Source organism: Rhodoferax sp. GW822-FHT02A01, assembly GCF_038784515.1.
In the GTDB taxonomy this organism is placed as follows: domain Bacteria; phylum Pseudomonadota; class Gammaproteobacteria; order Burkholderiales; family Burkholderiaceae_C; genus Allorhodoferax.
This window is the reverse complement of sequence record NZ_CP152376.1, coordinates 4,204,670-4,223,932: the sequence shown is the minus strand read 5'-3', so window position 1 is coordinate 4,223,932 and position 19,263 is coordinate 4,204,670. Positions and strand designations below refer to the sequence as shown.

At 61.2% G+C, this 19,263-nt stretch carries 22 protein-coding genes; 15 read left to right on the top strand and 7 right to left on the bottom strand.

The genetic code is table 11. From position 1 onward, the window contains the following. Positions 1-131: 131 nt before the first annotated feature. A complete protein-coding gene (locus tag AAGF34_RS20095) occupies positions 132-1,004 on the top strand; it encodes a tetratricopeptide repeat protein (RefSeq protein ID WP_342617477.1) in 873 nt (290 codons plus the stop codon). Between the two features lie 94 nt (positions 1,005-1,098). Beyond that, the gene (locus AAGF34_RS20090; protein ID WP_342617476.1) at positions 1,099-1,731 is read left to right on the top strand and encodes a hypothetical protein; all 633 of its coding nucleotides are present in this window, start codon (positions 1,099-1,101) and stop codon (positions 1,729-1,731) included. A 13-nt stretch (positions 1,732-1,744) separates the two neighbouring features. Here the strand turns inward: AAGF34_RS20090 and AAGF34_RS20085 are convergent, their stop codons facing one another. Continuing rightward, on the bottom strand, positions 1,745-2,320 hold the full coding sequence (locus AAGF34_RS20085; protein WP_342617475.1) for an MOSC domain-containing protein: 576 nt from the start codon (positions 2,318-2,320) through the stop codon (positions 1,745-1,747). Positions 2,321-2,334: 14 nt separating this feature from the next. Further along, a complete protein-coding gene (locus tag AAGF34_RS20080) occupies positions 2,335-3,414 on the bottom strand; it encodes a 3'-5' exonuclease (RefSeq protein WP_342617474.1) in 1,080 nt (359 codons plus the stop codon). Positions 3,415-3,506: 92 nt separating this feature from the next. Between AAGF34_RS20080 and AAGF34_RS20075 the strand changes: the two genes are divergently transcribed. From AAGF34_RS20075 to AAGF34_RS20065, 3 genes are read left to right on the top strand one after another with little or no spacing between them, the layout of a single operon-like run. Next, positions 3,507-4,412, top strand: a complete 906-nt coding sequence (locus tag AAGF34_RS20075) for a CoA transferase (RefSeq protein ID WP_342617473.1) — start codon at positions 3,507-3,509, stop codon at positions 4,410-4,412. Between the two features lie 12 nt (positions 4,413-4,424). Beyond that, positions 4,425-5,507, top strand: a complete 1,083-nt coding sequence (locus tag AAGF34_RS20070) for an FAD-binding oxidoreductase (RefSeq protein WP_342617472.1) — start codon at positions 4,425-4,427, stop codon at positions 5,505-5,507. A 32-nt stretch (positions 5,508-5,539) separates the two neighbouring features. Beyond that, complete coding sequence (locus tag AAGF34_RS20065; protein ID WP_342617471.1) at positions 5,540-6,460, top strand: TIGR02285 family protein; 921 nt, start codon at positions 5,540-5,542, stop codon at positions 6,458-6,460. 27 nt (positions 6,461-6,487) lie between these two features. On the opposite strand, the gene AAGF34_RS20060 is transcribed toward AAGF34_RS20065, so the two are convergent. Beyond that, complete coding sequence (locus AAGF34_RS20060) at positions 6,488-8,848, bottom strand: YgiQ family radical SAM protein (protein WP_342617470.1); 2,361 nt, start codon at positions 8,846-8,848, stop codon at positions 6,488-6,490. A gap of 235 nt (positions 8,849-9,083) precedes the next feature. On the opposite strand from AAGF34_RS20060, the gene AAGF34_RS20055 reads away from it, so the two are divergent. The 8 genes from AAGF34_RS20055 to AAGF34_RS20020 all read left to right on the top strand — a co-directional run bounded on the left by AAGF34_RS20055 (position 9,084) and on the right by AAGF34_RS20020 (position 15,491). After that, entirely contained in the window at positions 9,084-9,926 is an 843-nt protein-coding gene (locus AAGF34_RS20055; protein ID WP_342617469.1) for an ABC transporter substrate-binding protein, read from the top strand. Positions 9,927-9,995: 69 nt separating this feature from the next. Further along, positions 9,996-10,682 carry an ABC transporter permease gene (locus tag AAGF34_RS20050; protein ID WP_342617468.1) on the top strand — a complete coding sequence of 229 codons (687 nt, stop codon included), beginning with the start codon at positions 9,996-9,998 and terminating at the stop codon, positions 10,680-10,682. Next, positions 10,679-11,392 (top strand): ABC transporter permease subunit, encoded by a 714-nt coding sequence (locus tag AAGF34_RS20045; protein WP_342617467.1) that lies wholly within the window; start codon positions 10,679-10,681, stop codon positions 11,390-11,392. Before AAGF34_RS20050 ends, AAGF34_RS20045 begins: the two co-directional genes overlap by 4 nt. 5 nt (positions 11,393-11,397) lie before the next feature. Further along, entirely contained in the window at positions 11,398-12,528 is a 1,131-nt protein-coding gene (locus AAGF34_RS20040) for a succinylglutamate desuccinylase/aspartoacylase family protein (RefSeq protein ID WP_342617466.1), read from the top strand. A 29-nt stretch (positions 12,529-12,557) separates the two neighbouring features. Then, entirely contained in the window at positions 12,558-13,346 is a 789-nt protein-coding gene (locus tag AAGF34_RS20035) for an ATP-binding cassette domain-containing protein (protein ID WP_342621144.1), read from the top strand. 4 nt (positions 13,347-13,350) lie between these two features. After that, positions 13,351-14,247, top strand: a complete 897-nt coding sequence (locus AAGF34_RS20030; RefSeq protein ID WP_342617465.1) for an acyltransferase — start codon at positions 13,351-13,353, stop codon at positions 14,245-14,247. Positions 14,248-14,316: 69 nt separating this feature from the next. Further along, positions 14,317-14,898 carry a chromate transporter gene (locus AAGF34_RS20025; protein ID WP_342617464.1) on the top strand — a complete coding sequence of 194 codons (582 nt, stop codon included), beginning with the start codon at positions 14,317-14,319 and terminating at the stop codon, positions 14,896-14,898. Further along, entirely contained in the window at positions 14,895-15,491 is a 597-nt protein-coding gene (locus AAGF34_RS20020; protein ID WP_342617463.1) for a chromate transporter, read from the top strand. The genes AAGF34_RS20025 and AAGF34_RS20020 overlap by 4 nt, the downstream gene beginning before the upstream one ends. Here the strand turns inward: AAGF34_RS20020 and rlmB are convergent. Continuing rightward, entirely contained in the window at positions 15,488-16,270 is a 783-nt protein-coding gene (rlmB, locus tag AAGF34_RS20015; protein ID WP_342617462.1) for a 23S rRNA (guanosine(2251)-2'-O)-methyltransferase RlmB, read from the bottom strand. The two genes, AAGF34_RS20020 and rlmB, sit on opposite strands and share 4 nt — an antisense overlap. A gap of 54 nt (positions 16,271-16,324) precedes the next feature. Between rlmB and AAGF34_RS20010 the strand changes: the two genes are divergently transcribed. Next, positions 16,325-16,912: an HD domain-containing protein gene (locus AAGF34_RS20010; RefSeq protein WP_342617461.1), complete on the top strand. Its 588-nt coding sequence runs from the start codon at positions 16,325-16,327 to the stop codon at positions 16,910-16,912. On the opposite strand, the gene AAGF34_RS20005 is transcribed toward AAGF34_RS20010, so the two are convergent. Next, on the bottom strand, positions 16,884-17,552 hold the full coding sequence (locus AAGF34_RS20005) for an ABC transporter ATP-binding protein (RefSeq protein WP_342617460.1): 669 nt from the start codon (positions 17,550-17,552) through the stop codon (positions 16,884-16,886). The genes AAGF34_RS20010 and AAGF34_RS20005 overlap by 29 nt on opposite strands. Positions 17,553-17,601: 49 nt before the next feature. On the opposite strand from AAGF34_RS20005, the gene AAGF34_RS20000 reads away from it, so the two are divergent. Continuing rightward, positions 17,602-18,210: an arylesterase gene (locus AAGF34_RS20000; RefSeq protein ID WP_342617459.1), complete on the top strand. Its 609-nt coding sequence runs from the start codon at positions 17,602-17,604 to the stop codon at positions 18,208-18,210. Positions 18,211-18,228: 18 nt separating this feature from the next. On the opposite strand, the gene AAGF34_RS19995 is transcribed toward AAGF34_RS20000, so the two are convergent. After that, entirely contained in the window at positions 18,229-18,411 is a 183-nt protein-coding gene (locus tag AAGF34_RS19995) for a hypothetical protein (RefSeq protein WP_342617458.1), read from the bottom strand. 17 nt (positions 18,412-18,428) lie between these two features. After that, positions 18,429-19,250: a DUF2189 domain-containing protein gene (locus tag AAGF34_RS19990; RefSeq protein ID WP_342617457.1), complete on the bottom strand. Its 822-nt coding sequence runs from the start codon at positions 19,248-19,250 to the stop codon at positions 18,429-18,431. Positions 19,251-19,263 lie beyond the last annotated feature (13 nt).

Genomic DNA, 19,263 nt, shown 5'->3' with positions numbered 1-19,263 from the left:
CTGCTTGCCTCCTTGGGGCCATTCTAGAGGGGTAACACCCCACAGCTTTACCCGAAATCTACACATTGCTACTTGAAAATATGCAGCAGGGCATAACATTCACCCTGTCAGTTTTTATAAAGGTAACCCTTATGCGTTTTCCGTCGTTTTTCACCACTGCACTGCGCTGGCTCGTTCTGGCAGCGTTCCTGAGCGCTGGTCTGGCGATGGCCCAACAAGAGCCGACCATGAACCAGATCTATGCCACGGCGCAGGCTGGCAAACTGGATCAGGCCCAGGTGATGGTCCAGCAAGTGCTGGTCGCGCACCCCAACAGTGCCAAGGCGCACTATGTGCAAAGCGAGTTGTTCGCGCGCCAGGGCAATCTGCCCAAGGCACGCGAGGCGCTGGCTACCGCCGAGCGGTTGGCTCCCGGACTGCCCTTTGCCAAGCCGGAAGCCGTGCAGGCCCTGCAAAGCCAGTTGACTGCACCCGTCGCAAAGCCCCAGGCACTGTCCGTCATGCCCTACTCTGCCCCACCCGCAAAGCAGTCCACCTCTTGGCTGCTGCCCGCGCTGCTGGCCGGTGGTGTGATCGTGGTGGCTTACTTTGTGTTCCGTCGCAGGACGCCGCAAACCTTTGATCAGCCCGTGGCCTATGGCAATGGCCTGAGTGGCCCGCAAACATTTGGCACACCCGGCATGCAGCCGGCTTATGGCCCGGCAGGCTATCCGCAGCCCGGCTATGGCCAACCCGCTGGCAGCGGCTTGGGCGGCAGGATCATGGGCGGTGTTGCCACCGGTCTGGCCGTGGGTGCCGGTGTGGTGGCGGCCGAAGCCATTGGCCGCAGCCTGATGGGCAACCATGAGAGCACCGGTCAGAACTCCAGCGGCTACGTGGGCAACTACGAGCCTGTCAGCAGCAATGCCGACATGGGTGGCCAAAACTTCGGTGTGAGCGACACCAGTTGGGAAGACTCCACCTTGGCCGACAGCAGCGGTGGCGGCAGCGACTGGGATAGTTGAAACGGCGTGTAAAGCCTGTCAGCTACACCTTTGTGGCAACCCGTTAAAGGGATGATGCGGGGCGTTTTGCCCCGCACCAGATAGGTGTCTGATCATGAAAAAGTCTCTGTTTATCTTGGCCGCCCTCGCCACCTGCGGCGTGGCATCCGCACAGGATGTAGGTCGGGTGATCTCCTCTACACCGGTGTACCAGCAGGTCGCAGTGCCCAGACAGGTCTGCAGCAACCAGCAAGTGGAAGTGCAACCGCCCAAGTCCGGCGCAGGTGCCGTCATGGGCGCCATCGCTGGCGGTGCCGCTGGCAACGCGCTGGGCGGACGTGGCGCAGGTCAGGCTGCGGCAACCATGCTGGGCATTGTGGGTGGTGCGGTTCTGGGCGACCGCATTGAGGGTTCCCCAGAACCCGAAATTCGCAATGTGCAGCAGTGCTACACTCAAACCTATTACGAAAACCGCGCTGTGGCCTACAACGTGGTCTATGAATTTGCCGGCAGGCAGTATTCCGTCCAGCTACCCAACGACCCCGGCCCAACCATCGCCTTGCAGGTTAGCCCGGTGGGCGCATCCCCGACGGTACAAGCACCGCAAACCACCTACATCCAGCAACCTCCGGTGGTGACCATCACACAACCGGTCTACCCGATCTACTATCCACGCCCCTACTACCCGCCCATCTACTTTGAATGGGGCTACGGTGGCTGGGGCCATGGTGGACGCCACTGGCGTTAAGGGAAGCTGCGCTTCAGCGCATGTGCTTGAACATTTTGGCTTGAAAGCGCTCGGGAATGCTGACACTGCGCGAGCCAGGATGCAGCACAAAGCTCTCACCGGGCCGCAAGGTGCCCGGTTTTTGCACTGACAGGTAGAAGCCGCAGAATCCGCTCTGCGCCATGGCTTTGACCGCCGTGTTGAAGCCCATGGCCGCGTTGAACTTGAAGCAGGGTTCGCGCGGCTGCTCCACCCTAAGCGTGCAGTCGGCAAACTCCAGCACATCGCCCACCCACACGTCCTTCTCCAGCAAACCTTGCAAGCTCAGGTTTTCTCCTAAAGAGCCGTAAGGCAGTGCTTCATCGATGCGTGCCAGACCCGCCTGTACGCGCAGGTCCTGCCAAAAGCCATAGTGTTCCGTTGGATAGGCGTACACCGCCTTTTCCAGACCGCCATGCACACTGGGGTCGGCCTGCTCGTCGCTTGCCAGCCCCATAGGCTGGGCGGTCACCGGGCCAGGAACCTCCGTCTTGCGTATGGCCGTCATCACGGCCCGGCCATTGATCAGCACCTTGCGTGCGGTGCCGGTCTGAATACCCTGTATCTGCATTGGCTGTGCCTTGGCTAAAGCTGCTGCTGCGTCACCACGCCCGCGCGGCTGGAGTAACGCACAAGGGCGTCCAGCTTCTCGATCTGCACCACGGCACGGCGGGTGCCGTACACGTTCTCCTTGAGCCACTCGCATTCGGCATTGAGTGACGCGTCGTCCTTCAGCTTGGTGTGCCACACCCGCTGCTCGGCATTCCAGCGGTAGCCTCGGCTCTTGAGCTTGTCCTTGGCCTCAAACGGTGCGTTGGTCGCCTGCAGCGCGTAGCTGGGGCGCTTGGCAGCCTCCAGCAACTGGGCCAGCCCCGTATGGGCGGCCTGCGGTAGCTTTTGGGCAAGCACGGCCAGCAAGGCATGGCAATCCATCTCGGCGCGGTGCGCGTCGTAGAACCAGCCGTTGGCCTGGGCCAGACTCTCCAGCTTGGAGGAGCTTTGGCCTTGGGCCTTCCAGTCGATATCGGCAAACGAGCAGGCCCAGGGCACCGGCGCAAACTGGGCCAGGCGGCTTTCTACAAAGGGGCGGTCAAACCCGGCGTTGTGCGCCACGATCAGGTCCACGCCTTCTAGCAACTGCTTGATGCGGTCCTCGTCCAGATGCTGGCCCTGCACGTCCGCATCGTGGATGCCGGTCAGAGCCACCACCTCGGGAGGAATCGGCCTGCCGGGGTCTTCCAGACCGTCATACACCTGCACGTCTCCCACCGGCAAGCCGGTGGCTACGTCAATGTCCACGCGCAGCATGGCCAGCTCGATGATGCTGTCTTTGCTGGCGTCCAGGCCGGTGGTCTCGGTGTCCAGCAGCACCACACGCACCGCCTGGCCGCTGAGCGTACCCGGCCATGTCAGCAGTGGCTTGAGGCGTCGCTGCACCCGGTAATCAGGGTGGGACTCCAGCTTGCGGGCCATTTCCTCCCAGGCATCATCCGATGGAGTGTGCGTCTCGGTCGCAGTCAGCTGTACCGTGAAAGGCGGCGCCGATTCTGCTGCAACCTTCTTGGCAGTTTTGGGTTTGGCAGCGCGCTTAGCGCGCACGGGTTTTTCACTGGCGGCAAGTGCCAATTCCGGGAACAGTTCGAGAGCGACGGCTTGCGTATTCAATGAGACCCCTTGATTCAGACGCGTGACGGAAAGAGCCTGCATTATTGCCCCTATCATCTTCCCCACGCCCAGAATAGATACGAGGAACTTGCATGTCCGCTGCCACCCGGTCCGTCATCCCACCCAAACCGCTCAAGGGCGTGCGCATTCTCAGCCTGGCGCTGAACCTGCCAGGCCCGGCTGCCCTGATGCGCTGCCGCCAGATGGGTGCCAACTGTGTCAAGCTGGAGCCGCCGCCCCACCCTTCCTTTCCCCAAGGGGCCACCGGCGATCCGATGTCCTTCTACAGTCCCGGTGCGTACGACGCCATGCACCAGGGCATTCGCAGCCTGAGCGCCGACCTCAAGACCGACAGGGGCCGCGCCGCACTGCACCGGGAACTGGAAAAGGCCGATGTGCTGCTCACCTCCTTTCGCCCGTCCGCGCTGAACAAGCTGGGGCTGGACTGGAAAGGCCTGCACAAGCGCTACCCCCAGCTCAGCATGGTGGCCATCGTCGGTGCCCCGGGCGCGCGCGCCGAAGAGCCCGGCCACGACCTTACCTACGTGGCAGAAAACGATCTGGTCACCGGACTGGAATTACCCGCCTCGCTGTATGCCGACATGGGGGGCTCGTTGGTTGCGTCCGAGGCCGTGTTGCAGGCGCGCCTGCTGTTCCTGCAAAAGGGGAAAGGCGTTCGGTTAGAGGTCGCGCTGTCCGAAGCGGCTGCCTATTTGGGGCTGCCTCGCGCCTGGGGCCTGACCACCGCCAAAGCCATGGTGGGTGGCGCCCATGCTGGCTATCAGGTCTACGCCTGCAAGAACGGCCGCGTGGCCGTGGCGGCACTGGAGCCCCACTTTGCTGCAGCACTGGCGCAAGCGGCAGATCTACCTGCCAACGCGGACATGCTGTCAAAACAGACCCATGCCGCACTCAAGGCATTCTTCGCTGGCAAGACGCGCCAGCAGCTCGACACATTGGCGGCGACACGCGACATCCCGCTGCACACCTTGCGTTAGAAGGACATCGCCATGGGCAGCAAACACGTCATCGTCATCGGCTCGGGCATTCTGGGCGCATCCACCGCCTGGCACTTGGTGCAAGCAGGTGCGCGCGTCACCATTCTGGAGGCCGCGGAGCCCGGGGGCATGGCGACGCGCGATTCGTGGGCCTGGCTCAATGCCAGCTGGGGTAATCCGGAGCCCTACTTCCGTCTGCGCATACGTTCGATGCAGGAGTGGAAGCGGTTGCAACAGCAAGTGGCGCAATTGCAGGTGCAGTGGAGCGGTGGCCTGCTGTGGGACCTGCCGCCTGACGCGCTGGAAGCCTACGCCGGCGAGCACAGCGCCTGGGGCTATGGCATCGAGCGCGTGGATGCTGCACGGGCGCTGCAGATTGAACCGGCCATATTGCAACCTCCTGAGCAAGCCCTGTATGTGGCACAGGAAGGCAGTGTCGATCCGCTGGCTGCCGCCATGGCACTGCTGGCGGGAGCGCAGGATGGTGGCGCGCAATTGCTGGCCCACACCCCGGCGACCGGACTGCGTATGGAGCAGCATCGGGTCATCGGTGTGGATACCCCGCAGGGCCTGCTCGAAGCCGATGAAGTGGTGTTGGCCGCTGGCATAGGCAGCGCTGCCTTGCTCAATGACTTGGGTTTGCACTACCGCATCGATGCTCCTCCCGGTCTGCTGGTGCACTCCAAGCCGACCATTCCTCTGCTGAGAACCCTGCTGATGACGCCCGATCTGCATGTGCGCCAGACCACGCAAGGCCGTCTGGTGGCTGGCACAGACTATGCCGGTGACATTGCCGGCGCAGATCCGCGCGAACTTGCCCGGCAATTGCACGGCAAGGTGCAGGCCATGGTGCGCGGCGCCGAGCAGTTGGAGATGGACTTCTACACCCTGGGCCGGAGACCTACGCCTGGTGACGGGTTTCCCATGGTTGGCCGGCCGTCGGGCCTAGCGGGCTTGTATCTGGTCCTCAGCCACTCCGGCATCACGCTGGCGCCGGCACTGGGCCTGTTTGCGGCTGCAGAACTGCTGCAGGGCGTGCGCGACCCGCTGCTCATCCCCTACCAACCGGACCGGCTTCTGCAGAATAATGGATAGGCAAACCAAGAACAGCGTCTGAAAGGAGAAGGGTGACCATACGAGCTGGCTTCATCGGGAACCTGCGCACATTTGTGGCATGTGCGTTGGTAGCCGTGGTCCCCACGAGCCACGCGCAGACTCCGCAGCTGACCATCACCTGGATGCTTTGGGACTCCGCGCCCGGCGTCATTTTTTCAGACGGCAAGCCTACCGCCGGCTATGTCTTCAGCATTACCAAACTGCTCACTGACGCTTGGCCCGAAGCGCAGCACAGGCTGGTGCGGACCACCATAGAAAACGCCTGGAGCAATCTGGACCGCGGTTTGGAAGCCTGCTATGCCAGCGCACTGATCACCCCGGAGCGCGAGCGCAACTACTACATGACACAGACACTGGTGGTACCGTCATTGGCCATCGTTGCCAGACCGGAAGCTGTGTCCAGATTGCCGAAAAACAGCAAAGGCGAGGTGCTGGCGGCGGAGCTGTTTGATAGCCAGGAGCTGCGCGGTATTCTGGCAACTAACCGCAGCTACACCGCACTGCTGGACGCCTTGCTCAAGAGCCGTGCAGAAGGGTCCAACATCAGTTACGCAAAACAGCTCAGCGGCAGCAGCAACATCCTGCAGATGCTGGCCGGCAACCGGGGCGACTACACCATTGAATACGCCACAGCAGCCTTGTACCAGGGCACACGCACGCCGGAAGTGGCGCAGAGCAATCTGCAGGTGTTACCGATTGCGGGTTTGGAGCCTGTCCCAGCAGGCATTGCCTGCCCGCGCACGGAATGGGGACGTACCGTCATAGTGAAGGCCGATGCCCTGCTGAGCAAGCTGATCACTCGTCCCGAGTACTTCGACGGCTACAAGCGCTGGCTCCCCCTTACGGAGCAGAAGTATCTGGCGCCCTACATCAGCACCTTCATCAAGCAGCGCAGCCAACCCAGCCCGGCGGGCAAATACGGCCCGCCCTGAACGCCGCTAAGCGCAGCGGAGCGCTTCTTACGAAGGCTTTCGGCCGCCTCTGGAAGCTCCGGTTACGCGCGGCGGCAAACCGGTGTGCTGGGTCAGCATGCTGCCTTTGCCGGGCTGGCGTGCGACGCGGCCACCGGCTGCGGGGCCGGTCTTGGCCACAGCCTGCGTGGAGTTCTTCTTGCGGGCGCTCTGATACCCACCGTCACCCAGCGGCTGGAAGGTGGGGATCAAATGGTGTTTGCCGTTGCCGATCAGGTCGGCGCGCCCCATGGCTTTGAGTGCTTCGCGCAGCAGCGGCCAGTTGCTAGGATCGTGGTAGCGCAGGAAGGCCTTGTGCAGGCGGCGGCGCTTCTCCCCGCGCACCACGTCTACGCTTTCCTCAGCACTCTCGGCCGTACGATGCACGCGGCGCAGCGTGTTGCGGCCGGAGTGGTACATGGCCGTAGCCGTGGCCATGGGGCTGGGATAGAAGGTTTGCACCTGGTCGGCCCGAAAGCCATTCTTCTTCAGCCAGACCGCCAGGTTCATCATGTCTTCATCCGTCGTGCCGGGGTGGGCGGCGATGAAGTACGGAATCAGGAACTGCTTCTTGCCCGCCTCTTCCGAGAACTTGTCAAACAGCTGCTTGAACTTGTCGTAGGAGCCGATGCCGGGCTTCATCATCTTGGACAGCGGGCCCTGCTCGGTATGTTCAGGCGCAATCTTGAGATAGCCGCCCACGTGATGCTGCACCAGCTCTTTCACGTACTCCGGGCTCTTGACGGCCAAGTCGTAACGCAGGCCGGAGCCTATGAGTATCTTCTTGATACCCTTGAGCGCCCTGCCCCGGCGGTACATATGGATCAGCGGGCCGTGGTCGGTGCCCAGGTTCTGGCAGATGCCCGGGTAGACACAGCTGGGCTTGCGGCAGGCAGCTTCAATCTCGGGGCTGCGGCAACCCAGCCGGTACATATTGGCCGTGGGCCCTCCCAGGTCGGAAATGGTGCCGGTAAAGCCCTTGACCTTGTCACGGATGTCTTCGATCTCCTTGATGACCGAGTCTTCCGAGCGGCTCTGGATGATGCGGCCTTCGTGCTCGGTGATGGAGCAAAAGGTGCAGCCGCCAAAGCAGCCGCGCATGATGTTGATGCTGAAGCGGATCATCTCCCAGGCCGGGATCTTGGTGGCGCCGTCGTGGCTACCGTTCTCGTCCGCGTAGCTGGGGTGCGGACTGCGTGCGTACGGCAGATCAAACACCATGTCCATCTCGGCGGTGGTCAGCGGAATGGGAGGCGGCGTGATCCAGACATCGCGGGCGGTGGCCCCCTCCCCGTGCGCCTGCACCAGCGCGCGGGCATTGCCGGGATTGGTTTCCAGATGCAGCACGCGGTTGGCATGGGCATAGAGCACCGGGTCACTCTTGACCTGCTCATAGCTGGGCAGACGGATCACCGAGCGGTCACGCGGCGGAACCCTGAGCCGCCCCTTGAGCGCCGGGTTGGCCACAAAGGCAATCGGGGAGACGCCATCTGCTTTTCCGGATGCAGCGTCACTGGCGCCCTGGGTACCGTCCTCCTTGGAACAGGTACCGCCTTGCCGGGCGGCCTGTTCGCTGGTGGTCATGTAGGGGTTGACGTGGGACTCCACCCGGCCCGGTTCATCCACGGTGGTGGAATCAATCTCAAACCAGCCATGGCCGCTTTCGTCGTCCGGCCTGCGCACAAAGGCCGTTCCACGTACATCGGTGATTTTTTCGACCGGCTCACGCGCTGCCAAACGGTGTGCAATCTCGACCAAGGCGCGCTCCGCGTTGCCATACAACAGCAGATCGCACTTGGCATCCACCACGATGGAGCGGCGGACCTTGTCACTCCAGTAGTCGTAATGCGCAATACGGCGCAGGCTGCCCTCAATGCCACCCAATATCAGCGGAACGTCCTTATAAGCCTCGCGGCAGCGCTGGCTGTAGACGATGGCAGCACGATCGGGGCGCTTGCCCGCCACATCGCCAGGCGTGTAGGCGTCGTCGCTGCGGATCTTCCGATCGGCCGTGTAGCGGTTGATCATGGAATCCATGTTGCCCGCCGTCACACCCCAGAACAGATTGGGTTTGCCCAGCACCTTGAATGCCTCGGCGCTGGTCCAGTCCGGCTGGGCAATGATGCCCACGCGAAAGCCCTGCGCCTCCAGCATGCGGCCAATCACCGCCATGCCAAAGCTCGGGTGGTCCACGTAGGCGTCGCCCGTTACCAGGATGACGTCACAGCTGTCCCAGCCCAGCTTGTCCATTTCGGCGCGGCTCATGGGCAGGAACGGGGCCGTGCCAAAGCGGGCGGCCCAGTACTTGCGGTAACTGGACAGCGGCTTGGCGGCGCGCGCGAAAAAAGACACGTCTAGGGGAGCGTTCATCAAAAATACCGGGGGGAGATAGGCCCAGAGTGTAATGTTTCACGCATGCCATGGCCTTATGAAAGGGTACTGCCGGCCTCGGCCATCCCCCGTATGCACCAGCATGAGGCACCGTACAAACCCCATGCGATTAGTTCAATCAGGCACCAAAATTGCGTGCTTTGGCCCGTAGAATCAATTTTCTATCCCATTAACTCGCCCGCGGGAGACACTTCGGGCACTTTAAGGAAACCAAATGAAGAAACTGCTTTTGACGCTGGTCGCCGTTTCGGCGCTGGCCGCTTGTGGCAAGAAGGAAGAAGCTGCGGCCCCTGCTGCTGCACCTGCGGCAGCTCCCGCTGCCAGCGCACCTGCACCTGAGGCTGCAACGCTCAAGGTCGCCATCGACCCGACCTACGAACCCTTTACCTTCAAGACCAGCGACGGCAAACCCACCGGTTTTGACGTGGATATCGCCAACGCCCTGTGCGAACAGATCAAGCGCAAATGCGAGTTCGTGGAACAAGTCTGGGACAGCATGATCCCCGGTTTGAACGCCAAGAAGTACGACGTCATCATCAGCTCCATGTCCATCACCGACGAACGTCTGAAGGAAGTGGACTTCACCGACAAGTACTACAACACCCCCAGCCGCATCGTTCTGAAGAAAACCGTCAAGTACACCGACCCGGCTTCCATCAAGGGCAAGAAGATTGGCGTGCTCAAGGGCAGCACCCAGGAGAAATACGCTCTGGGTGAGCTCAAGCCCGCTGGCGTGATCGTCAACTCCTACGAAGCGCAGGACCAGGTGTATCTGGACATCAAGTCCGGCCGTCTGGACGGTACCGTGGCTGACTACCTGGAAGTCTCCGGTGGCTTCCTGAGCAAGCCTGAAGGTGCCAACTACACCTTGGTCGGCCCCGAGCTGAAAGAGCCCAAGTACTACGGCTACGGCGCCGGCATTGCACTGCGCAAGGGTGAAGACAAGCTCAAGGGCGAACTGAACGAAGCCATCAAGGCCATCCGCGCCAACGGCACCTACAAGACTTTGAACGACAAGTACTTCAGCAAGTACAACATCGACGTCTACGGCGAATAATCCGCCCCAAGGTACGACAGCGCGTCACACAGGCGCGCTGTCGTTTTTTGTAGTTTCTTTCGCCCCCTCATGAACGCCTATTACGTCGCCATTTTGCAGGGCTCGGTACTCACAGTCGGCGTTTCTCTGGCCGCGTTGCTGGTCTCCATCGTGCTGGGCCTGCTGGGCGCCGCAGCCAAACTCTCGGGCAACCGCGCGCTGGTCATGCTGGCCTCTCTGTACACCACGGTGATCCGCGGCATCCCTGATCTGGTGGTGATGCTGCTGGTTTTCTACGGCGGCACCATCGGAATCAACCATTTGCTGGCCGCCATGGGTAGCAAAGGCAATATCGATATCAATCCATTTGCAGCCGGCGTCTTGACCATCGGCTTCATCTACGGTGCCTACATGACCGAGTCTTTCCGGGGCGCCATTCTGTCCATCCCCAAGGGCCAGATGGAAGCGGCCTGGGCCTTCGGCATGGGTCGGACACAAACATTCCTGCGCATCACGCTGCCCCAGATGGTGCGCTACGCCCTGCCCAGCTTTACCAATAACTGGCTGGTGCTGATTAAGGCAACGGCCCTGGTCAGCCTGATCGGCCTGAAGGAAATGACCTACTTGGCCAAGCAGGCCAGCGCGGCCACGCGCTCGCCCTTTGCCTTCTTCCTGTTCACCGGCGCACTTTTCCTGATCTACACATCGGTTTCGCTCTATGCGCTGCGCAAGATCAATGCGCGCTTCAGCCTGGGTGTGAAGAGGGGGTCGCTATGAAGTGGTCCGTCATCTTCGAGCCGCAGAACCTGGCGCTCTATGGCAACGGCATCCTCACCACGCTGGGCCTGCTGTTCTCCTCGCTGGGCATTGGCGCAGTGCTGGCGCTGATTTTTGCCCTGGCCCTTACCGGCCCCTGGGCACCCTTGCGCTGGATCGTCGGTGCCTACACCTATGTCATCCGCGGCACGCCGCTGCTGATCCAGGTCTACATGATTTATTACGGACTAGGCCAACTGGAGTGGATCCAGGCGCGCTGGGATGAAATCTGGCCCTGGACCTACTTCAAGGAACCGTTCTTCTGCGCCCTACTCGCCTTTGCCTTGAATACGGCGGGCTACACCGCCGAGATGCTGGCTGGCGCCATCCGAGAAACCAACGCGGGCGAGATTGAAGCGGCGCAGGCCTTTGGCATGAGCCGCTTCAAGGTGATGCTGCGCATCGTGTTGCCAAGCGCCATGCGACGCTCCTTACCGGCCTACAGCAACGAGGTGGTGATGATGCTGCAAAGTACCAGCCTGGCCAGCGCCGTGCCCAGCATGCTGGACGTGACCGCAGCTGCCAGCCGGGTGTATTCCGACTATTACCTTCCGTTTGAGGCTTACATCGCCGCCGCGGCCATCTACCTGGTTGCATCCTTTGCCCTGATACTGGTTTTTCGCATGGCTGAAAAACACTTCCTGGGTTACCTTGCACCGCGCAAACACTGAATTCCATGCAACGTACCGACCACGCTCTTTTGTCACCCAGCCTGGGCAGCCGTAAAACACTGACCAGCTTTCACTTCGGCACGCCCGGTGCCAGCCCCAAGATCTATATCCAGGCCAGCCTGCATGCCGAAGAGTTGCCGGGCATGCTCGCGGCCTATCACCTGCGTCCCATGCTGGAGGCAGCAGAAGCTGCCGGACAAATCGCCGGGGAGATCATCCTGGTGCCGGTCAGCAACCCTATCGGCCTGTCGCAACGGGTGGACCACAAGCCCATGGGTCGGTTTGAACTGGACACTTCCGAAAACTTCAATCGCCATTACCCGGACTTTGCTAAAGCGGTACTACCGCAGATTCAAGGCCAACTGGGAGCAGACCCGCAAGCCAATGTGCGCGTAGTGCGCAAGGCCATGTCGGAGCACCTGGCGGCCTGGATCCCGCAGACCGAGCTGCAGAGCATGCGCAAAACCTTGTTGACGCTCTCGCACGATGCCGACATCGTGCTGGACCTGCACTGCGACTGCGAAGCGGTGATGCATTTCTACTGCGAAGAAAGCTGCTGGCCTCAGCTCGCGCCTATTGCCCACTTCATGGGCAGCCGCGCCATTCTGCTGGCCAAGGATTCTGGTGGAGGCCCCATTGACGAGAGCCTGTCAGGCGTCTGGTGGCGCATGGCCGAGGCGCTCAAGGCCCAGGGTGTGAATCACCCCTTGCCACAGGGCTGCTGCAGCACCACCATTGAATTGCGTGGCGAGGCAGATGTGACCTATACCTATGCGACACAGGACGCCCAGGCCATCTTTTCCTATCTGGAGCACATCGGCGTACTGCAGACCGGCAATCGGCCCGAAGTCCCTGCCCCACTGTGCCAGCCCACGCCGCTGGCCGGCTCCGAGACTTTGCGCGCCACAGGACCGGGCGTCGTCACCTTTTCCGCCACGCCCGGCCAGTTGATGAAAGCCGGTGATCTGGTGGCCGAAGTGATTGATCCCATTGAGGGCACCGTGCAGAAAGTGTGTGCCGGCGTGGACGGCGTCCTCTATGCCCGCATCCGGGACCGCTATGTGACAGCCGGTTGCGAGCTCGGCAAGATTGCAGGCGCCATCCCCTTCAGAACCGGCCCTCTGCTGGGCGACTGAGCTACCTGCCCGCAGACAACACCTTGAGCATGCAGACCATGACCACAACAACCACACTCAAACTCCAGGTCGAGAACATCCACAAGAACTTTGGCCCCAATGAGGTGCTCAAAGGCGTCTCGCTGACTGCCCATGCGGGCGACGTGATCAGCATTATTGGCAGCTCCGGCTCTGGCAAAAGCACGTTCCTGCGCTGTATCAACTTGCTGGAAAAGCCCAGCCAAGGCCGCATAGAAGTCGCTGGCGAAAAGCTGCTTCTGGTCAAGGGCAAATCCGGCGATCTGGAAGCTGCAGATCCCAAGCAGTTGCAGCGCTTGCGCACCAAACTGGCCATGGTGTTCCAGCACTTCAACCTGTGGGCACACATGACGGTGCTGCAGAACATCATCGAAACGCCAGTGCACATCCTGGGCGTGCCCAAGGACCAGGCGGTGGAAACCGCGCGCAAATACCTCACCAAAGTGGGCCTCAGCGGCGTGGAAGACCGCTACCCGGCCCATATGAGCGGCGGCCAGCAGCAACGCGTGGCCATTGCACGTGCACTGGCGGTGGAGCCCGAGGTGATGTTGTTCGACGAACCCACCAGTGCGCTGGATCCGGAGCTGGTGTCCGAAGTGCTCAAGGTCATGAAGACGCTGGCACAGGAAGGTCGCACCATGGTGGTGGTCACGCACGAGATGGGCTTTGCGCGCGAGGTCGCCAATCACCTGATCTTCTTGCACAAGGGCCTGGTTGAGGAAGAAGGCAACCCGGCCACCGTGCTGGCCAATCCCAAGAGCGAACGACTGGCCCAGTTCCTGTCTGGCAGCCTGAAGTAGGCCTATGCTGTTTGGCTTGCCTTCGCCGCTGCGCGGGCTGATTGCCACGCTGCTGCTGATCGCCAACATCCTGTTCTGGGTGCCCATTCTGATGGTGTTTGCAGCCATCCGACTGGTGTTGCCCTTCCGGCAAGTACGTCTGGCAGTCGACCCCGTGCTGGTTGGCATTGCCGAAAACTGGATTGCCTGCAACAGCGGATGGATGGCGCTGACCCAGCGGACCGAATGGGATGTGCAAGGCATAGAAGGCCTGGACCCGCACAACTGGTATCTGGTGAATGCCAACCACCAGTGCGCGGCGGACATCTTTGTACTGCAGCATCTGCTGAACCGACGCATACCGCTGCTCAAGTTCTTCATCAAGCAGCAACTGATCTGGGTGCCCATCATGGGGCTGGCCTGGTGGGCATTGGATTTCCCGTTCATGCGCCGCCATAGCGAGGCCTATCTCAAGAAACACCCGGACATGCGTGCCAAGGACCAGGAGTCCACGCGGCGCGCTTGCGCCAAGTTCGCACTGATTCCCACCAGCGTGACCAACTTCATGGAAGGCACGCGCTTCACCCCAGCCAAACACGCACGCCAGCAATCACCCTACCGCCATCTGCTCAAGCCCAAGGCGGGCGGCGTGGCACTGGCCATGAATGCCATGGGCAACAAGTTCCAGGCCGTGCTGGACGTGACCATCGTCTATCCGGATGGCATCCCGCACTTCTGGACTTTTCTGTGCGGTGGCATGCGGCGCGTCATCGTGCGCGTGCAGAGCCGGCCCATCCCGTCGCATTTATTGCAGGGTGACTACGGCAGTGACCCTGCAGTCCGCGAGGCTTTCGCCACCTGGGCGCAGCAGATGTGGAGTGAAAAGGACGCACAGATCAGTGCACTGTTCGAATCCCGTTAACAGATATTCCGCCATGGTCTTGCAGTCCAGCCGCTGCGGCCGCCGCATGCTGCGGTAAGCTCCAAGCCCATGCGCCCCGCCTCCAAATCCGATTTGTTCTGGTCCTTTTCCTGGCTGGCCCTGCAGGGCTTTGGTGGCGTGGTCGCCGTGGTCCAGCGGGAGCTGGTGGAAAAGAAACAGTGGCTTACGCGGGAAGAGTTTGTTGAGGAATGGGCGGTGGCGCAGATATTGCCCGGCCCCAACGTGGTGAACCTGTCGCTGATGATCGGGGACCGCTACTTCGGCGTCCAAGGCGCACTGTTGGCTTTGGCTGGCATGCTGTTCTTTCCCTTGCTGATCGTGATGGCGATGGTGATCGCCTTCTCCGGTATTTCCGATCTGCCGCAGGTGCAGGCCGCATTGCGTGGCATGGGCGCAGTGGCTGCAGGTCTGATTACCGCCACCGGGCTCAAGCTCATTACCGCAGTCAAGCTCAATCCCATGGGCAAGAAGATGTGCTGGCTGTTGGCTGCACTCACCTTTGTTGCAATCGCCGTACTGCGCTGGCCACTGATCTGGGTATTGCTCGGCATTGGCGGAATGGCCTGCATCATTGCCTACCAGGCCATATTGCGCATTCAGGCACGCAGCAGCGGAGAGGGTGCGCCATGACCCTCACGCTCAGCTCCCTGGACTGGCTTCACTTGCTGGGGCACTTCCTCTCGCTTTCACTGCTTGCCATTGGTGGTGCCATCACCACGGCACCGGATATGCACCGCTATTTGGTGGAGCAGCAACATTGGCTGACGGATAGCCAGTTCACTTCCAGCATTGCACTGAGCCAGGCGGCACCCGGGCCCAACCTGCTGTTCATCGCGTTACTGGGCTGGAACGTGGGCATCAATGCCTCCGGAGGCCTGGCAGCTGGTGCGTCCGCTTGGCCATTGGGCTTTATGGGTGCCGCCATCGCCATGCTGGGCATCCTGTTGCCAAGCACCACCCTGACCTTTGTCGCCGCACGCTGGGCCCACAACAACCGCGAACTGCTGTCGGTGCGCGCCTTCAAGGCAGGCATGTCACCCATCGTGATCGCTTTGCTGGCTTCCACCGGCTGGATACTTTCCAGCAAGCTGGGCAGCGCCGCAGAGAGTTGGCGCCTGTGGCTGCTGACCGCGGTGGTGACACTGCTGGTGTGGCGCACCCGCATCCATCTGCTCTGGCTGCTCGCCGCAGGTGGCCTGCTGGGCGCCCTGGGCTGGGTTTAGGCGGCGCGGGCTGCGCTGCGTTGGCGCACGGCTTCGTACAGGCAGATACCGCTGGCCACGGACACGTTCAGACTTTCCACCGCACCCAGCATGGGGATGCTGACCAGTTGATCGCAGGTCTTGGCCGTGAGCTGGCGCATGCCATCGCCTTCGGCCCCCAGCACCAGTGCCACCGGTCCTTTGAGGTTTGCCTGGTACAGCGTGTGGGTGGCCGCATCGCTGGTACCAATCACCCAGATATTGCGTTCCTTGAGCTCATTGAGCGTACGGGCCAGGTTGGTCACCATGAAGTAGGGAACCGTCTCTGCTGCACCACTGGCGACCTTGGCCACCGTGGCGTTGATGCCGGCGGCGTGGTCTTTGGGTGCGATCACGGCGTGCGCACCTGCGCCATCGGCCACCCGCAGGCAGGCGCCGAGGTTATGCGGATCGGTCACGCCGTCCAGCACCAGAATCAAAGGTTGGGTGCGTTCGGCAACTGGCAAATCGGCGTTGGATGCGTCCAGGTTTTCCAGCAGTTCGTCCAGCGAATGCACCTGCTTGATTTCCTGAACGCGGGCAGCCACACCCTGGTGGCCATGGCTGCCAGCCAACTTGGCCAGACGCAGGCCGTCGGCCTCGATCAGGCGTACGCCTGCTTCAGCGACCTTTTCCAGGAACTGGCGCATGCGCGCGTCGCGCCGGGTAGGCTCGTAATAGATCTCGACGATGGATTGCGGGGCCGTCTTCAGGCGCACGCCCACGGCATGGAAGCCGAACAGAACTTTGGGGGATGACATGGGGTGATTATCGACGCTCCGTCGGGGCCTTGGTCCCGGTGCCACAATTCGCCCATGTCCCCTTCTGATCTACAAGGCTGTCTGACCTTCATCCGCGAGGCCGAGCGACTCAAGAGCGTGCTGCGCAGTGCCTATTCTTCTACCGGACGACAGGAGAGCACTGCCGAACATACCTGGCGCTTGTGCCTGCTGGCTATGGTGTTTGAATCCGAATGGAAGGAGCTGGACGCCCTGAAGATTCTGAAGCTGTGTGTTTTGCACGACCTGGGAGAAGCCTTGCATGGCGACGTACCTGCCGTACTGCAACACCAGGCACCCAACAAATCGGCGCAGGAGCGCGCAGACCTGCAAACGCTGATGCGTACCCTGCCCTACGAACTATCCAGCGCCTTCATGGCCTTGTGGGAAGAATATGAAAACGCCGCCAGCCCGGAGGCCCGCATTGTCAAAGGCCTGGACAAGCTGGAGACCATCTTGCAGCACAACCAGGGTGACAACCCGGCGGACTTTGATTACGCCTTCAACCTGGAATATGGCAACAAATACATGGGCGCACACCCTTTGCTACAGCAGATCCGCGCCCTGGTGGATGCCGACACGGCACAACGTGGTTCTAAACCACCCGCCCCGCCTCAATCGTGATGCTGCGGCTGCAGCGGTTGGCGATGCCGCGGTCGTGCGTGACCAACACCAGCGTGGTCCCCTGCTCCAGGTTCAGGGCGAACATCAGTTCCATGATTTTTTCACCGGTGGCAAAGTCCAGGCTGCCGGTCGGCTCGTCGGCCAACAACACGGCCGGGTGCATGACGAATGCCCGGGCCAAGGCCACGCGTTGCTGTTCGCCACCACTGAGCACCTTGGGATAGGAATTCAGGCGTTGCGAAAGCCCGACCCGACCCAACATATCCGTAGCAGCCTTGCGCGCGTCCTTGCGACCATCGAGCTCCAGCGGGAGCATGACGTTCTCCAGCGCGGTCAGGCTGCCCAACAACTGGAAACTTTGAAACACAAACCCCAACTTGCGTGCACGGACTGCCGCGCGTGCATCCTCATCGATGGAGAACAGGTCCTGACCGGCCAGCCGTACCGTGCCACGGCTGGGCGTATCCAGTCCGGCCATGATGGACAGCAAGGTGCTCTTGCCCGAGCCGGATGCGCCGACGATGGCCACGGTCTCGCCGGCATTCAGCGCAAAATCGATGTCCGACAAAATCTCCAGCGTGCCGGTGGAATCAGTCACTGCCTTGAAAACATGGTCAACGGAAATAATGGAATCTGACATGAAGCTCTCTTTGGTTCGCCGTCACTTTAGCGTGCTTGTGTTAATGGCAATGTTTGCAGGGCCAAACAGTGCATTCGCCCAAAAGGTCGATGGCACGCCAGCACGCACCATTCTGGTGGTGGGCGACTCGCTGAGTGCCGAGTATGGCCTGCAGCGTGGACAGGGTTGGGTGGCCCTGCTACAGGCGCGCCTGTTGTCGGGAAAATCCAAGGCTGTCGTTGTCAATGCCAGCATCAGCGGCGACACCACCGCGGGGGGGCGCAGCCGCCTGCCTGCACTGCTGGCACAACACAAGCCGGCCGTGGTGGTGATTGAGCTGGGCGGCAATGACGCCCTACGCGGGCTTCCTCTTGCCACCACACAGGACAACCTGCTGGCGATGGCGCAAGCAGCCAAGGCAACTGGCGCACGTGTGCTGCTGCTGGGCATGCAAGTCCCGCCCAACTATGGGAAGGCCTACGCCCAGCAGTTTGCGGATACGTTTGTGCATGCGGCCAAGGCGAGCAAGTCCGCATTGGTGCCCTTCTTCCTGAAAGGTGTCGCGGACGGGCCTGACGCTGCCAAGATGTTCCAGGCGGATCGCATTCACCCGATCGCCGAGGCGCATCCACTACTGCTCAGCAACGTCTGGCCGGAGCTCAGCAAGCTGCTGCGCTAGTGCAGGTGCCCGATTGGATCAGCTGGGATTTGCCGCAGGTGGTGTGGGGATACCAGCCGCGTCTTCGGGCGATTGCAGGGAATCGTCCCCGGATGCATCACCCGTTTTGCGCTCAGCCTTGGATTTGAGCTTTTCTTCTTTCTTCTTCTTTTTGGCCAGTTCTTTCTGGCGTTTTTCGTAACCGTAATTGGGTGTTGCCAAGATGTGCTTTCGTTAATTCATGGGACTGTAACATCCTGCGGCCAGCGTACCGCACCACGGTAGGCATACCAGCTGCCGTAACCCAGCAGCGGCCCGGTCACCAGCAGGCCGATTTCCCAGGGCATGAACAGCGAAACTCCGACGAGAACGATGATCAGAACACCCCAGAACAATATCACCGCAGTGTTGTGGAACATCACTTCCAGGCTGGTGATGGCCGCCGAAATGGCATCGGTATCACGGTCCAGGATCATGGGGATGGAAACCGCTGAAATGGAGTACACCAGCATCGCAAAGGCGCCACCTACGATGGCATAGGCCGCCACGAACTCCCAGTTTTCCGGATTGAAAATGGCTTGCATCACGCTGCTTGTTGAAGGCATGCCGGTATTGAAGAACACCGCAAATACCACCAACGAAGCGCGCCCCCAGAGCAGCTCCATGACGATCAACACCAGCACCAGCAGGCCCATGCTTTTGATGTGGCTGTCCCAGCAGGTAATGGAGGAGGACAGGTCGGGGGCAATACCAGCCTCGCGCCGGCGACTCACTTCATACAGGCCCATGGCCAGAAAAGGACCAACCAGCAGACAACCTGAGGCAATGCTCATGGTGTACTCAGGGCTGGACTTGAAAACCGCGCCCAGCACGACCGCCATCAGCCAGAACGCTACGCCGTAGAAACTGCTGATGCCAGGGTGTTCCACCATGTCGCGCCATCCAGAGCGCAACCAACCCAGGGGGGCAAAAAAGCCCAGCGCATGGATGACCTTGACGGGTCCTTCCGGGGGTGGGGGAACGTAAGGTGGTGGTGCTTCGAAGTCTGGCAGGGAACTCATGAATCCAGATTAA